The organism is Shewanella sp. SM29 (assembly GCF_025654245.1).
In the GTDB taxonomy this organism is placed as follows: Bacteria; Pseudomonadota; Gammaproteobacteria; order Enterobacterales; family Shewanellaceae; genus Shewanella; species Shewanella oncorhynchi.
In genome coordinates this window covers 46,907-58,841 of sequence record NZ_JAKKRN010000012.1, presented here as the reverse complement: position 1 = coordinate 58,841, position 11,935 = coordinate 46,907, and the positions used below count along the sequence as shown (strand labels likewise).

The following is an 11,935-nucleotide window of genomic DNA, read 5'->3' as shown; positions in this document are numbered from 1 at the left end:
CTTGGCAGAAAGCCTATTACATATCATCTTTATCGCGTACCAAATTGTGCTATTCCAATCCCATCAATGGGGCGACAAAGACAATGCAAAAAGAGAGATAGACATGGTAGACAAATCACAACTGCGCCAATGGGGTTGTAAAGTTATCGACATTGAAAAGTCAGCCCTAGACAATCTTTATCAATATGTTGATTCGGCTGAATTTGCAGAAGCTTGCGAGTTGATCCTCAACTGCACAGGCAAAGTGATTGTCATGGGAATGGGCAAATCGGGCCATATCGGCAATAAGATTTCTGCCACCCTCGCCAGCACAGGAACGCCCGCATTTTTTGTGCATCCGGGTGAAGCCAGCCACGGCGATCTGGGTGTATTGGCCGATAACGATGTGATTTTAGCGATTTCAAATTCCGGTGAGTCGAGCGAAATCCTCACCTTAATGCCGGTCATCCAACGTATGGGCGTGCCCGTTATCGCGGTAACAGGTAAACCCGAATCGAACATGGCGCGATTATCTAAAGTGCATTTATGTATTGAAGTCCCAGAAGAGGCTTGCCCACTTGGACTTGCCCCCACCTCAAGTACCACAGCAACCTTAGTGATGGGCGATGCCATCGCCATTGCGCTGCTGCAAGCAAAAGGCTTTACCCGTGATGATTTTGCTATGTCCCATCCCGGCGGTGCATTAGGACGTAAGTTGCTGTTAAAAGTCTGCGATGTCATGCATAGCGGTGATGACTTACCGCTCGTCAACCACGATATTTGCATCACAGAAGCTCTGTACGAAATCTCCAAGAAAGGCTTAGGCATGACGGCGATTATTGATGATCAGCGCAAGCTGGTTGGTATCTTCACCGACGGTGATTTACGCCGCGTTATTGATGCCGAAGTGAATTTACGCACGACGCCCATTGCCGATGTGATGACCCGTAACTGCGTCACGATCACGGATAATGTATTGGCCGCCCAAGCGCTGCAAGTGATGGACTCAAAAAACATCAACGGATTAATTGTTATTGATAAAGACCGCCATCCTATCGGCGCTCTTAACATGCTAGACATGGTTAAAGCAGGAGTCATTTAATGCCACAGCAAGGATTTTACGGCCCAATCAGTGATGATGTGTGGCAACGCGCACAAAAGATTAAACTGTTAATCTGTGACGTCGATGGGGTGTTTTCCGACGGCCGTATTTACTTGAGTAATAGCGGCGAAGAGCTCAAAGCCTTCCATACCCGCGATGGTTATGGCGTGCGCTCACTCCTCACCAGCGGTTTCAACCTCGCCGTGATCACAGGACGTCAATCCAAAATCGTTGAAAACCGTATGACAGCCCTTGGTGTTACCCATATTTACCAAGGCGTAGACAATAAGTTCGAGCCCTATGAAGCATTGCTCGCACTTTATGGTGTCACCCCAGAAGAAGTGGCTTATATCGGTGATGATATTGTCGATCTCCCCGTGATGAATGTCGTCGGTTTAGCGGTCAGTGTTGCTGACGGCCACCCCTATGTACGCCAACACGCCCATTTTGTGACTACGCTCAATGGTGGCCACGGTGCACTGCGTGAACTCACAGATCTGTTACTCCTAAGTCAAAATAAATTCACTTCGGCCCATGGAATGAGTATATGAGTCGTGTGACACTCGCGATTATCGCTTTTTTTGGAACTGCACTAGCGCTTTACTGGCAGGTCCAGAACAAACACAGCGGTGATTCCGATAACAGAGTAAAAGATCAAAATACCCCAGATTTCATCGTTGAAGATCTGCGCAGTGTTGAGTTCAATGAGCAAGGACTAGTGAATAGCCGTGTGACGGCGAAACACATGGAACATTATGATTCAACGAATCAAACTTTCTTTACTCAACCTGTTTATCTTGTTTATCCAGACCAAGGTAAAGCACAATGGCAACTCAGGGCAGATCAGGGCAAGCTAAACAAGGAAACTGGCAAGGTTGTATTAGAAAATAATGTTATTATCGATGCCATTAGCCCAGAAGAACCGATTCAGACCTTGTCCACCAGTTATCTGGAACTCGATCTCAACACTATGATAATGACCTCTGACCGTACCATTTACGTCACAGGGAAAGATTTTAATATTCAAGGCCAAGGCCTTTATGCCGACCTCAACGCGCAAGAAGTGCAATTGACCAGTCAGGTAGTAGGAACATATGAAGCAAAATAACGTATTACTTGCCAGCCTAATGCTAATTATGAGCATGAGTGCTTTCGCGAAAGTCGGCGACTTAAAGCAAGAAGTCAAAATTAAAGCTGTGAGCCAAACTGCGGATATCAAAAACAACCAGATCATCTTCTTTGGTCCGGTGGAAGTTACCCAAGGCTCAATAAAAATCCAAGCAAATGAACTGCGTGCATTTTCCGCTGAAGGTGAAAATAGCAAAACTTTGGTCGCCACAGGCAACCCTGCTACGTATAGCCAAATATTAGACGATGGCCGCCCAGCATCGGCAAGCGCGAAAGAAATTCGTTACGATATGGCAAGCCGCACCTTAACACTGAAAGGTATGGCGTCATTAGATCAAGCGGGTAGCCAAGTTACAGGCAATTTAATCCGCTATAACATGATTCAACAGAAATTGATGGCCGAGAGTACTGGCAGTGGTGACGATCGCGTGATCACTATTATTCAGCCAGAAAACTATCAAGATGATGCTAAATCAGATGCTCCAGCGGATAAACCTGTGAAAAAGCAGGACTCTAAATGACCCAAATCACCTTAAGAGCACAAAATCTGGCGAAAAGTTACAAGAGTCGCCAAGTGGTTAAAGACGTCAGTCTGACGGTAAAAACCGGTCAAGTCGTTGGCCTACTCGGTCCAAACGGTGCAGGTAAAACCACGACCTTTTACATGGTTGTCGGGCTAGTGAAGAGCGATAAGGGACATATCTTTATCGACGATGATGATTTAACCGCAGATCCTATGCATCTGCGTGCCCGCAAAGGCATAGGTTACTTACCGCAGGAAGCCAGTATCTTTCGTAAGCTAACTGTTCATGACAACATCATGGCCGTACTGCAAACTCGTAAAGAACTTAAAAACGAAGAACGAGAAGAAGAACTAGAACATCTGCTCGAAGAGTTTCATATCACCCACATCCGTGACAGCCAAGGCATGTCATTGTCGGGTGGCGAACGTCGTCGCGTCGAAATTGCGCGGGCTTTAGCCGCTAATCCTAAGTTCATTTTGCTCGATGAACCGTTTGCCGGCGTCGATCCTATTTCGGTTATCGACATCAAGAAGATTATCGAACAACTCAAAAGTCGCGGCCTTGGCGTACTGATCACAGACCATAATGTCCGCGAGACATTAGATGTATGTGAACATGCTTATATTGTGAGTCACGGAAACCTGATTGCCGAAGGAACTCCAGCAGAGATCTTAGACAATCAGCAAGTTAGGGCTGTGTACTTAGGTGAACAATTCAGGCTATAGTTAATCGAGCGAAGCCAATGGAGGCAATTTACACCGCCATTGGGCTTCACTCAAAATGATAATAAGCGACCTCATCCAACAATAATAACGTAGGGATCAGCGGTAACATGAAAGCGTCACTCCAGCTCAAACTGGGTCAACAGTTAACCATGACGCCACAACTACAACAGGCTATACGTCTGTTGCAACTGTCGTCATTAGAACTGCAGCAAGAGATCCAGCAAGCATTAGATTCTAATCCCCTTCTCGAGCTGGAAGAGGATCAATTCGACGCCACTAAAACCCCTGTAAACCAAACGCTATCCGATACGGATTTCAGTGAATCTAGCACTCTGCCACCAGAAAAAGACAGCTCCACCATAGACACGGCAGAGTCGCTAACCAAAGAATCCATGCCCGATGAGCTCCCCATGGACACCACATGGGATGAAGTGTTTACCGCCTCCCCAAACTCAGGCCCCGGCGGCAGTCGTGAAGACGATATGCCCTTCCAAGGCGAGACCAGTGAAGGTTTGTACGAACACTTAGAATGGCAAAAAAACCTCACGCCGTTTTCTGAAACCGATTTAGCCATTGCCACCGCCATTATTGATGCCATCGACGATCAGGGCTATCTCACCCAAAGCACTGAAGAAATTCTCGAAGCCATGGGTAATCCTGAAGTTGAGCTTGACGAAGTCGAAGCCGTACTCAAGCGTATTCAGCATTTTGATCCCATAGGCGTTGCCGCCCGCGATTTAAGTGAATGCCTGCTGATCCAACTGTCGCATTTCGCCGCTGATACTCCCAACCTAGAAAACGCCCGTATGCTGATCAAAGATCATTTAGATCTGATCGCCGCCCGAGACTTTAGGTTGTTGATGCGTAAGACTAAATTAAAAGAAGATGAATTAAGGGATGGTATAGCACTCATCCAAACCCTCAATCCTCGCCCAGGTTTGTTGATCACGCCCAATAATGACGAATACGTTATCCCAGATGTGTCTGTGTCGAAGAAAAATGGCCGCTGGGTCGTTGAGCTAAATCCTGACTGCATGCCAAAAATCAATGTAAATCAACATTATGCTTCTATGGCACGCAGTACCAAAAACCAAGCCGATAGCCAATTTATTCGCGGCCATCTGCAAGAGGCTAAATGGTTTATTAAGAGCCTAGAAAGCCGTAACGATACTTTGCTTAAAGTTGCTAATTGCATAGTGCAATATCAGCAAGGTTTCTTTGAGTATGGTGAAGAAGCCATGAAGCCTATGGTGCTTAACGATATTGCCGAAGCGGTAGAAATGCATGAGTCCACCATCTCACGGGTCACAACTCAAAAATACATGCATACCCCTAAGGGACTTTTTGAACTAAAATACTTCTTCTCTAGCCACGTCGGTACTGACGATGGTGGTGAGTGCTCATCCACAGCAATCAGAGCCTTTATAAAGAAACTGGTGGCAGCGGAAAACCAGAAAAAACCATTAAGCGATAGCAAGATGGCACAGCTTCTGGCAGAACAAGGGATCAACGTAGCCCGCAGAACCATTGCGAAGTACCGAGAGGCTATGCTTATTCCACCTTCTAATCAGCGTAAAAGTTTATAACCTACAGTGGATATCGGAGGACGTTTCTATGCAAATAAACCTAAGTGGACACCATGTCGAAATTACCGAATCGTTACGTGCATATGTAGAAGAAAAGTTTTCAAAACTTGAACGCCATTTCGAACAGATCAATAATGTGCACGTTGTGCTCAATGTTGAGAAAATGCAACAAATTGCCGAAGCGAGAATAAACCTCATAGGTGGTGAAGTTTTTGCTACTTCAGAGCATGCTGACATGTATGCCGCTATAGACGCCCTGATTGACAAGCTTGACCGTCAGGTTATTAAACACAAAGAGAAGTTAACAAAACACTAATAATGGAACTTTGTACCATACTGCGGCCGGAGTGCACTACCTGCGCCACTCCGGGCAGTAAGAAAAAGGTACTGGAACTCATCAGCGACTTAGTCGCTGCCCAGTACCCGACCCTCTCATCTCAAGAGATATTCGAAAGCCTAGTGGCGCGCGAAAAGATGGGGAGCACAGGTATAGGTAACGGCATCGCCATTCCACATGGTCGACTAGCCGATATAGATCAGCCCATTGCCATACTAATTAAGTGTGAAGAGCCGATAGCATTTGATGCTATCGATAAGCAACCTGTTGATATTTTATTTGCACTACTGGTGCCTGCAGACCAATGTCAGCAGCACTTAAGTACCTTGTCTTGCATGGCCGAAAAGCTGAGCGACAAGCAAATATTAAAGCAATTACGCAAGACGCATGATGAAACGGAACTCTATCAGGTAATCACTGGATGAAACTGGTCATAGTGTCGGGCCGCTCAGGCTCAGGCAAATCTGTCGCCCTTAGGGTACTCGAAGATCTCGGCTATTATTGTGTCGATAACCTTCCCTTGCCATTGATTGGCAGTTTGCTTGAGCAACTCAAAGGCAGTAACGATCTCGTCGCCATCAGTGTCGACGTGCGTAACATGCCTGAGCAGGATAAGGTCTTAGTGAAACAACTCGCTAGCCTACCTCCAGATACTGAGTTAACGAGCTTCTTCCTTAACTCCAGCGATAAAATTCTGCTCAAGCGTTACAGCGAAACCCGCCGTTTGCATCCTTTGTCGAAGAGCCGAGTCTCTTTGCAAGAAGCGATAAAGCTGGAGGGAAAACTGCTCGAGCCTATGTCAAAACTGGTCGATCACTACATAGATACGTCGAATTTGAATATCTATGATTTAAGCGACCAAGTCAGACAAATTCTCCTTGGTAGTGTCGATAAAGAACTCGTGATCAACTTCGAGTCCTTTGGCTTTAAGCACGGAATGCCCACCGAAGCCGACTTTATGTTCGATGTGCGCTTCCTGCCCAATCCCCACTGGGAGTTGGCACTGCGACCATTGACTGGTTTAGATGAACCCGTAGCTGAGTTCTTAAATCGCCAACCACTGGTCAATAAGTTCATCTGGCAAATCGAAAATTTACTGGAGACTTGGCTGCCGCACCTCGAGCGTAACAATCGCAGTTATTTAACTGTGGCCATTGGCTGCACAGGTGGACAGCACAGATCGGTTTACGTCGCAGAGCAATTGGCAAAACGCTTTAGTAACGGTAAACATAAAGTTTATGCCCGTCATCGAGAGCTCAATAATGCCAAAGCTTGAGCGTCAGATAACCATCTGTAATAAGCTCGGTTTACATGCCCGTGCCGCCACTAAGTTGGTGGTACTGGCTTCCGAGTTTGATGCGACCATCACCTTAATACAAGGCGATAAACAAGCATCGGCCGCCAGTGTGCTTGGCTTGCTGATGCTTGAAACTGGCATGGGTAAAACCATCAGGCTTATCGCCGAAGGCCCAGATGCAGAGCCGGCTCTCGATGCCATTTGTGCCTTAATCGACGCTAAGTTTGACGAAGCCTGTTAGTTTCACTTCACACTAAGCACTTCATCGTTAGTTTCACTTCATGTCTAGTTTAAAAAACTTGCCATTCAGACATGGCAAAACATTTGTCGCTCGACGATACAAGCCACAGGTGATTACACTAGCGGTCATTGCGCTGGCCTTAACCTTACCTTAGCCGCCTTAATCTGTGTCATCGACTGACGCTTAGTCACCGCTAAATCCTAGCCCAACACTAAGATCTCAAACCAATTTGCCGCACAATGGAGGACAAATGCCCGTAGATAATGCAGAAAACGATCACACCGGACATAGTCTTGACCAGTTAAACCAAGCGCTTAGCAGCGGCATGTTCGTGCATGTGCGTAATATGCTGCAAAAAATGGCCGCCTCAGATATCGCGCTGATCTTAGAATCATCACCGCCAAGTGCCAGACAAGTATTGTGGCAGCTCATCGATCAGGAACAAATAGGCGACATACTCGATGAGTTGAGTGAAGAACTCAAAGACCCACTGATCCGCAGCATGAGCCCTGAGCGAGTCGCGAAAGCGACAGCAAGCATGGACACCGACGATCTCGCCTATATTCTGCGAAGTCTTCCCGACGCCGTTTACAAACAAGTGTTGCAGTCGATGACGGAGCAAAATCGCCTGAGGGTAGAACAAGCCCTATCTTATCCAGATGAGACCGCCGGCAGCTTGATGAACACAGATACTGTCACCCTAAGACCCGATGTGAATATCGATGTGGTGCTGCGCTATCTTCGGCAAAGGGGCAACCTACCCGACACCACAGATACCTTATATGTGGTCGACAAACAGGACAAAGTCCTTGGCGGTGTTAGGCTGGCAGATCTGCTGACTTGCGCGCCAAGCACCACAATTCGCAATATCATGGATCCCAATATTCAAAGTATTCCGGTGAGCATGTCCGACAGCGAAGTGGCGCAGAAATTCGAACGCAATGATTGGGTATCGGCACCTGTCGTCGACAGTGATGGTAAGCTACTCGGGCGTATCACAATCGATGACGTAGTCGATGTTATCCGCGAAGATGCTGAACATTCCATGATGGGTATGGCGGGGATGGACGGAGATGAAGATACCTTTGGTCCAGTGCTAAAAAGTACCCTACGTCGCTCGCTCTGGCTCACGATTAACTTATTCGCCGCCCTGCTCGCATCGTCGGTCAGCAATATGTTTGAAGGCACTATTGAGCAATTTGCCACTATCGCCATCCTAATGACGATTGTCCCTAGCATGGGCGGTGTTGCCGGTAATCAGACCTTAGCCCTCGTGATCCGTGGTATTGCTTTAGGCCATATCGGCCAAAGCAACGCCCGCTGGCTTATCGGTAAAGAGCTATCTATTGGTTTTCTCAATGGCTTGATGTGGTCTATTTTAGTCTTTGTCGCCGTGTGGCTATGGAAGGATGATATGGCACTGGCGGGATTAATTGGTAGCGCTATGCTGATCAATATGACAGTAGCTGGGCTTGCAGGTGCGAGTATTCCATTGATTTTAAAACGACTTAAAATCGATCCTGCCCTCGCTGGCGGTATGGTGCTCACCACAGTCACTGACGTGGTTGGCCTGTTCGCCTTCCTCGGGTTAGCGACGCTCTACCTGATGAACTAACGCTTTAACAGTTTAAGCTAACCACAGAACGGCACTCCAAAGGTGCCGTTTTTTATCCCACTGGAAAACTAAAGAAGGCTATTTTGCCGGAGGTTGAAAACCATAACTGCTCAGAATCGCTTGGCCTTTTGTCGATAGAATAAACTCGGCTAACGGCTTAGCGGCAGTATTAGCGCCTTGCAAAACCAGTAAACCATAGTCGGCACCCACGGCGAGTTCCTGCGGTAAGTCTATGATTTGTAAACTCGGCACTTCTTTTTTAGCCAGCACAGCATTAGTGCAATAGGTTAAAAAGATATCCGCTTGCTTGTTTTCCATCACCCAGCCATAGGGGTTGCGATCTTTAGGCGGTTTAACGCTCTCAGGGCCGCCCGTCAGTTGTAATGCCTTGGTCTCTAACGCGGCTTTCGCATTGGGTTTTACCGCTTCGGCCTTAGCAAAAACGGCCCAGGCATAATCACCCGCGGGGTCGGCTTTCGGGGTTGAGGTGCCGACTTTAACCTTAGGATCTAACAAGGTATCGAGTAACGTCGCACTCGTCACCTGAACTGTGTCTTGAGCAACAGCGCAGAGTTGATTACGGGCAAACATTTGCACCGCTTCGCCCTGACCCGAATCCACTAATGCCTGTGGATGTTTCATATTCGCCGAGGCAAAGATATCGACTTTCTCGCCCTCTTGAATGCGCTTTAACAATAAACCTGAGGGCGCATATTGCGCTACAACACTTATTTGCGACTGTGCTTGATAAGCAGCAATAATATCACTCATCGCAGCCTTTAAACTGCCTGCGGCGCGCAGTTCTATCGGCGTGACTCCTGTGGTCAATTCGGCTTTCATCGGCACTCCTTGTACAGCAGTCACCATGATGACAGGACTTAAACTCAAGGCTACTAACACATTTTTGCTTATCATAGTCATATTCTCCTTTAGGCACTAAAAGTCATTCTTGTGACTTATCCCCATACAGAACGTGAAATCGATAAAGGGATCAAGCTGAACTCATCCCAAGGTAATTAGCAGTGATATGTTTGTGGTGCAGGTCACTCAAGGTGCGCTTCATAAAGGACAAATTGTCTAATTGAAGCCCGGCAAGCTAATCACTCAATTAGCCCACCACTGAAAACAAAAAAGTCGCCCCAGGCGACTTTTTCAGCGAGAACTTTGTGCTTAGACCAGACTATTTACCCGTTGGTATTAGTACGATCTCAACGCGGCGGTTTTGTGCTCGGCCATTTGCATTGGCATTTGATGCAATAGGACTCGCTTCACCCATACCTTTTGATTTTACACGGGCAGAGGCAACGCCTTTACTCATCAAGTAATTACCCACTTCGCTAGCACGGACCTGTGACAGACGTAAATTGTAAGAGTCTGAACCACTGCTGTCGGTATAACCTAATACGTTAAGCTGCGTTTTGCTGTATTCCTTGGCCACAACCGCCACTGAGTTCAGCACGCGTTTAGCCCCGTCACTTAACTCGGTTTGATCTACGCCAAAGGTCACTTCATTAGGCATATTCAAAATGATGTTATCGCCGTTACGGGTCACACTCACGCCCGTTGAGGCTAATTGTTGGCGTAATTTAGTCTCTTGCACATCCATGTAATAACCAATACCACCACCGACTGCGGCGCCCGATGCAGCACCAATTAAAGCACCTTTACCGCGGTCGCTCTTGCTCGAAGATACCACCCCAATTGCGGCACCCGCGACGGCACCAATCAATGCGCCACTGGTCGCTTTAGCGGTTTGTTCTTCGTTTGAATAGGGATTGATTGTTGTACAACCCGATGCAACTAGCGCGGTCGTCAATACCACTATGGCTAACAGGGATGGTTTAGATTGCACTGCCTGAAAACACTTCATCATTTATAACCTCTTTATATGATTGATGACTGTGAATACCGCTCAAAAGGGCAAGAAATATCACGTCCATTAGGTAATACGAATGACCTAGGGATTGCCACAAAGCAGGCAGTATATAAGCAATTGCGCTGGAGACAATCCTTTATCCATCTTCAATTATGCTAATCCAGATTTTAGTCAGCAAAGATACAGATTTCGGGCTTCAATCATGGCTTAGACCGCCCTGCTCCATATCAAGCCAATGGCACCGAAATAGTGCGCCTTGCACCTTTTTTGGCAGCACTAAAAAATCACGCCGTTTTAATCGAATATACAAGCCAATGATTTTAAACATTAAAATAAAAATTAGAATATTGGCACGAATTTTACATACTACTAAGTGAGTAGACAGTCAGACGCGGTAGAAATCGCCGAAAACTCAAGTCGACTTCAACAGGATTAATCCAAATTAAATGGACCTATCGAGACAGAAAATGGGCTCGAGTATTTAGGGTCATAAAGGAGGAAGTATGAAAACAGTCATGAACTTTATCGCACTATGTCGCCACGAATGGATTTGTCTGCGCCACCTAGGTCTGAGCCAGTGGGATTTAGAACAGCGTCAATATCATCAATAAAAGGCAACGCAAACGGTCATATTTTGGTTAGAAGGCAGTAAAAAGAGGGAACGCTCATGGGAATCGCAGAAAATAGTCTCAAGCTACATGTTATCACCGAGGTTAAAGTACAAGGTCGCTTACTGTCGGATGTTGCACGTCAATACGGTTTATCTGCTAAGGCAGTCTACCAATGGGTGCGAGAAAGCGATCTGCAACCCCAGCAAAGAGAATGCGCATTAATGAGTGAGATTGCCCAGCTACAGAAAAAAATTAAACAGCTCAATCAAGAGCTACGCACGATAGGTTAAGTGCTGCATGGCAATTGAGTGCCTGTACAACAAGCTAAACGTGCCCGAATAGACAAGGCCGGACGAGATTGCATATCGCCCTGCTGATAACGCTAACGATGTAAAAGATGTGCTAACAACAATAATAACAGCGCCCTTTTTAGTCCGGCCTTGTCGTCCAAATTGATGAACCCAGCGAAGATTGGGAAATAGTATTAACAGCAACAAACGGATAGGGACAATGCAAAAGTTTCGGCAAGACTAGGGAGGGAGTTATCTCCCCCAAGATCAAATATGTGAATTGTGCTCCCCCAAGTCATGAACATATTTCTCTCTCTGGCCTTGTCATTTTATTCACAGGATCAATGATGATCCAGCACTGCAATGAGTGTAGTGCGCCAAGGAAGGCCGTGATTGGTATTACATAGATTGACTGAAGAGTGACCAAAGTTTCGGCAAGGATTGAGGGAGTTATCTTCCCCAAAGATTAAATATGTGAATTGTGCTCCCCCAAGTCATGAACATATTTCTCTCTCAGCTCTTGTCCTTTTATCACACTGTTCGATGATTGCTAGCTTGTTTGTAGCAACAAGGATGGCCCCAGCTTCCATTGGGGATTAAGCCAAGGATTGGCTAACGCCAAAA

14 protein-coding genes are annotated in these 11,935 nt (G+C 46.6%); 12 read left to right on the top strand and 2 right to left on the bottom strand.

From position 1 onward, the window contains the following. Positions 1-103: 103 nt before the first annotated feature. The 11 genes from L5L77_RS10365 (at position 104) to mgtE (ending at position 8,534) form a co-directional block, all read left to right on the top strand. A complete protein-coding gene (locus L5L77_RS10365; protein ID WP_168825500.1) occupies positions 104-1,081 on the top strand; it encodes a KpsF/GutQ family sugar-phosphate isomerase in 978 nt (325 codons plus the stop codon). Next, positions 1,081-1,632, top strand: coding sequence for a 3-deoxy-manno-octulosonate-8-phosphatase KdsC (gene kdsC / locus L5L77_RS10360; protein WP_028759542.1), 552 nt, complete (start codon positions 1,081-1,083; stop codon positions 1,630-1,632). Before L5L77_RS10365 ends, kdsC begins: the two co-directional genes overlap by 1 nt. Next, entirely contained in the window at positions 1,629-2,189 is a 561-nt protein-coding gene (lptC, locus tag L5L77_RS10355) for an LPS export ABC transporter periplasmic protein LptC (RefSeq protein WP_105251394.1), read from the top strand. Before kdsC ends, lptC begins: the two co-directional genes overlap by 4 nt. Further along, positions 2,176-2,730: a lipopolysaccharide transport periplasmic protein LptA gene (gene lptA, locus L5L77_RS10350; RefSeq protein ID WP_105251393.1), complete on the top strand. Its 555-nt coding sequence runs from the start codon at positions 2,176-2,178 to the stop codon at positions 2,728-2,730. Before lptC ends, lptA begins: the two co-directional genes overlap by 14 nt. Further along, a complete protein-coding gene (gene lptB, locus L5L77_RS10345) occupies positions 2,727-3,458 on the top strand; it encodes an LPS export ABC transporter ATP-binding protein (RefSeq protein ID WP_105251392.1) in 732 nt (243 codons plus the stop codon). Before lptA ends, lptB begins: the two co-directional genes overlap by 4 nt. Positions 3,459-3,565: 107 nt before the next feature. Further along, a complete protein-coding gene (locus L5L77_RS10340) occupies positions 3,566-5,044 on the top strand; it encodes an RNA polymerase factor sigma-54 (RefSeq protein WP_105251391.1) in 1,479 nt (492 codons plus the stop codon). 28 nt (positions 5,045-5,072) lie between these two features. Next, positions 5,073-5,360, top strand: coding sequence for a ribosome hibernation promoting factor (hpf, locus tag L5L77_RS10335; protein ID WP_006083070.1), 288 nt, complete (start codon positions 5,073-5,075; stop codon positions 5,358-5,360). 2 nt (positions 5,361-5,362) lie between these two features. Next, positions 5,363-5,806, top strand: a complete 444-nt coding sequence (gene ptsN, locus L5L77_RS10330; RefSeq protein WP_006083071.1) for a PTS IIA-like nitrogen regulatory protein PtsN — start codon at positions 5,363-5,365, stop codon at positions 5,804-5,806. Continuing rightward, entirely contained in the window at positions 5,803-6,657 is an 855-nt protein-coding gene (gene rapZ / locus L5L77_RS10325; protein ID WP_105251390.1) for an RNase adapter RapZ, read from the top strand. The genes ptsN and rapZ overlap by 4 nt, the downstream gene beginning before the upstream one ends. Further along, positions 6,644-6,919 (top strand): HPr family phosphocarrier protein, encoded by a 276-nt coding sequence (locus L5L77_RS10320; RefSeq protein ID WP_173497174.1) that lies wholly within the window; start codon positions 6,644-6,646, stop codon positions 6,917-6,919. The genes rapZ and L5L77_RS10320 overlap by 14 nt, the downstream gene beginning before the upstream one ends. A gap of 250 nt (positions 6,920-7,169) precedes the next feature. Continuing rightward, on the top strand, positions 7,170-8,534 hold the full coding sequence (mgtE, locus tag L5L77_RS10315; protein ID WP_113939980.1) for a magnesium transporter: 1,365 nt from the start codon (positions 7,170-7,172) through the stop codon (positions 8,532-8,534). A 78-nt stretch (positions 8,535-8,612) separates the two neighbouring features. Here the strand turns inward: mgtE and L5L77_RS10310 are convergent, their stop codons facing one another. Then, on the bottom strand, positions 8,613-9,449 hold the full coding sequence (locus L5L77_RS10310) for a molybdate ABC transporter substrate-binding protein (RefSeq protein WP_263185664.1): 837 nt from the start codon (positions 9,447-9,449) through the stop codon (positions 8,613-8,615). 265 nt (positions 9,450-9,714) lie between these two features. After that, complete coding sequence (locus tag L5L77_RS10305; RefSeq protein ID WP_168825788.1) at positions 9,715-10,404, bottom strand: OmpA family protein; 690 nt, start codon at positions 10,402-10,404, stop codon at positions 9,715-9,717. Positions 10,405-11,077: 673 nt separating this feature from the next. Between L5L77_RS10305 and L5L77_RS10300 the strand changes: the two genes are divergently transcribed. Further along, positions 11,078-11,311 carry a transposase gene (locus L5L77_RS10300; RefSeq protein ID WP_106649408.1) on the top strand — a complete coding sequence of 78 codons (234 nt, stop codon included), beginning with the start codon at positions 11,078-11,080 and terminating at the stop codon, positions 11,309-11,311. Positions 11,312-11,935 lie beyond the last annotated feature (624 nt).

Excerpts from the sequence above, each read along its gene's own strand:
- L5L77_RS10365 (WP_168825500.1), top strand. The coding sequence starts at position 104 with ATGGTAGACAAATCACAACTGCGCCAATGGGGTTGTAAAGTTATCGAC.
- kdsC (WP_028759542.1), top strand. The coding sequence starts at position 1,081 with ATGCCACAGCAAGGATTTTACGGCCCAATCAGTGATGATGTGTGGCAA.
- lptC (WP_105251394.1), top strand. The coding sequence starts at position 1,629 with ATGAGTCGTGTGACACTCGCGATTATCGCTTTTTTTGGAACTGCACTA.
- lptA (WP_105251393.1), top strand. The coding sequence starts at position 2,176 with ATGAAGCAAAATAACGTATTACTTGCCAGCCTAATGCTAATTATGAGC.
- lptB (WP_105251392.1), top strand. The coding sequence starts at position 2,727 with ATGACCCAAATCACCTTAAGAGCACAAAATCTGGCGAAAAGTTACAAG.
- L5L77_RS10340 (WP_105251391.1), top strand. The coding sequence starts at position 3,566 with ATGAAAGCGTCACTCCAGCTCAAACTGGGTCAACAGTTAACCATGACG.
- hpf (WP_006083070.1), top strand. The coding sequence starts at position 5,073 with ATGCAAATAAACCTAAGTGGACACCATGTCGAAATTACCGAATCGTTA.
- ptsN (WP_006083071.1), top strand. The coding sequence starts at position 5,363 with ATGGAACTTTGTACCATACTGCGGCCGGAGTGCACTACCTGCGCCACT.
- rapZ (WP_105251390.1), top strand. The coding sequence starts at position 5,803 with ATGAAACTGGTCATAGTGTCGGGCCGCTCAGGCTCAGGCAAATCTGTC.
- L5L77_RS10320 (WP_173497174.1), top strand. The coding sequence starts at position 6,644 with ATGCCAAAGCTTGAGCGTCAGATAACCATCTGTAATAAGCTCGGTTTA.
- mgtE (WP_113939980.1), top strand. The coding sequence starts at position 7,170 with ATGCCCGTAGATAATGCAGAAAACGATCACACCGGACATAGTCTTGAC.
- L5L77_RS10310 (WP_263185664.1), bottom strand. The coding sequence starts at position 9,449 with ATGATAAGCAAAAATGTGTTAGTAGCCTTGAGTTTAAGTCCTGTCATC.
- L5L77_RS10305 (WP_168825788.1), bottom strand. The coding sequence starts at position 10,404 with ATGAAGTGTTTTCAGGCAGTGCAATCTAAACCATCCCTGTTAGCCATA.
- L5L77_RS10300 (WP_106649408.1), top strand. The coding sequence starts at position 11,078 with ATGGGAATCGCAGAAAATAGTCTCAAGCTACATGTTATCACCGAGGTT.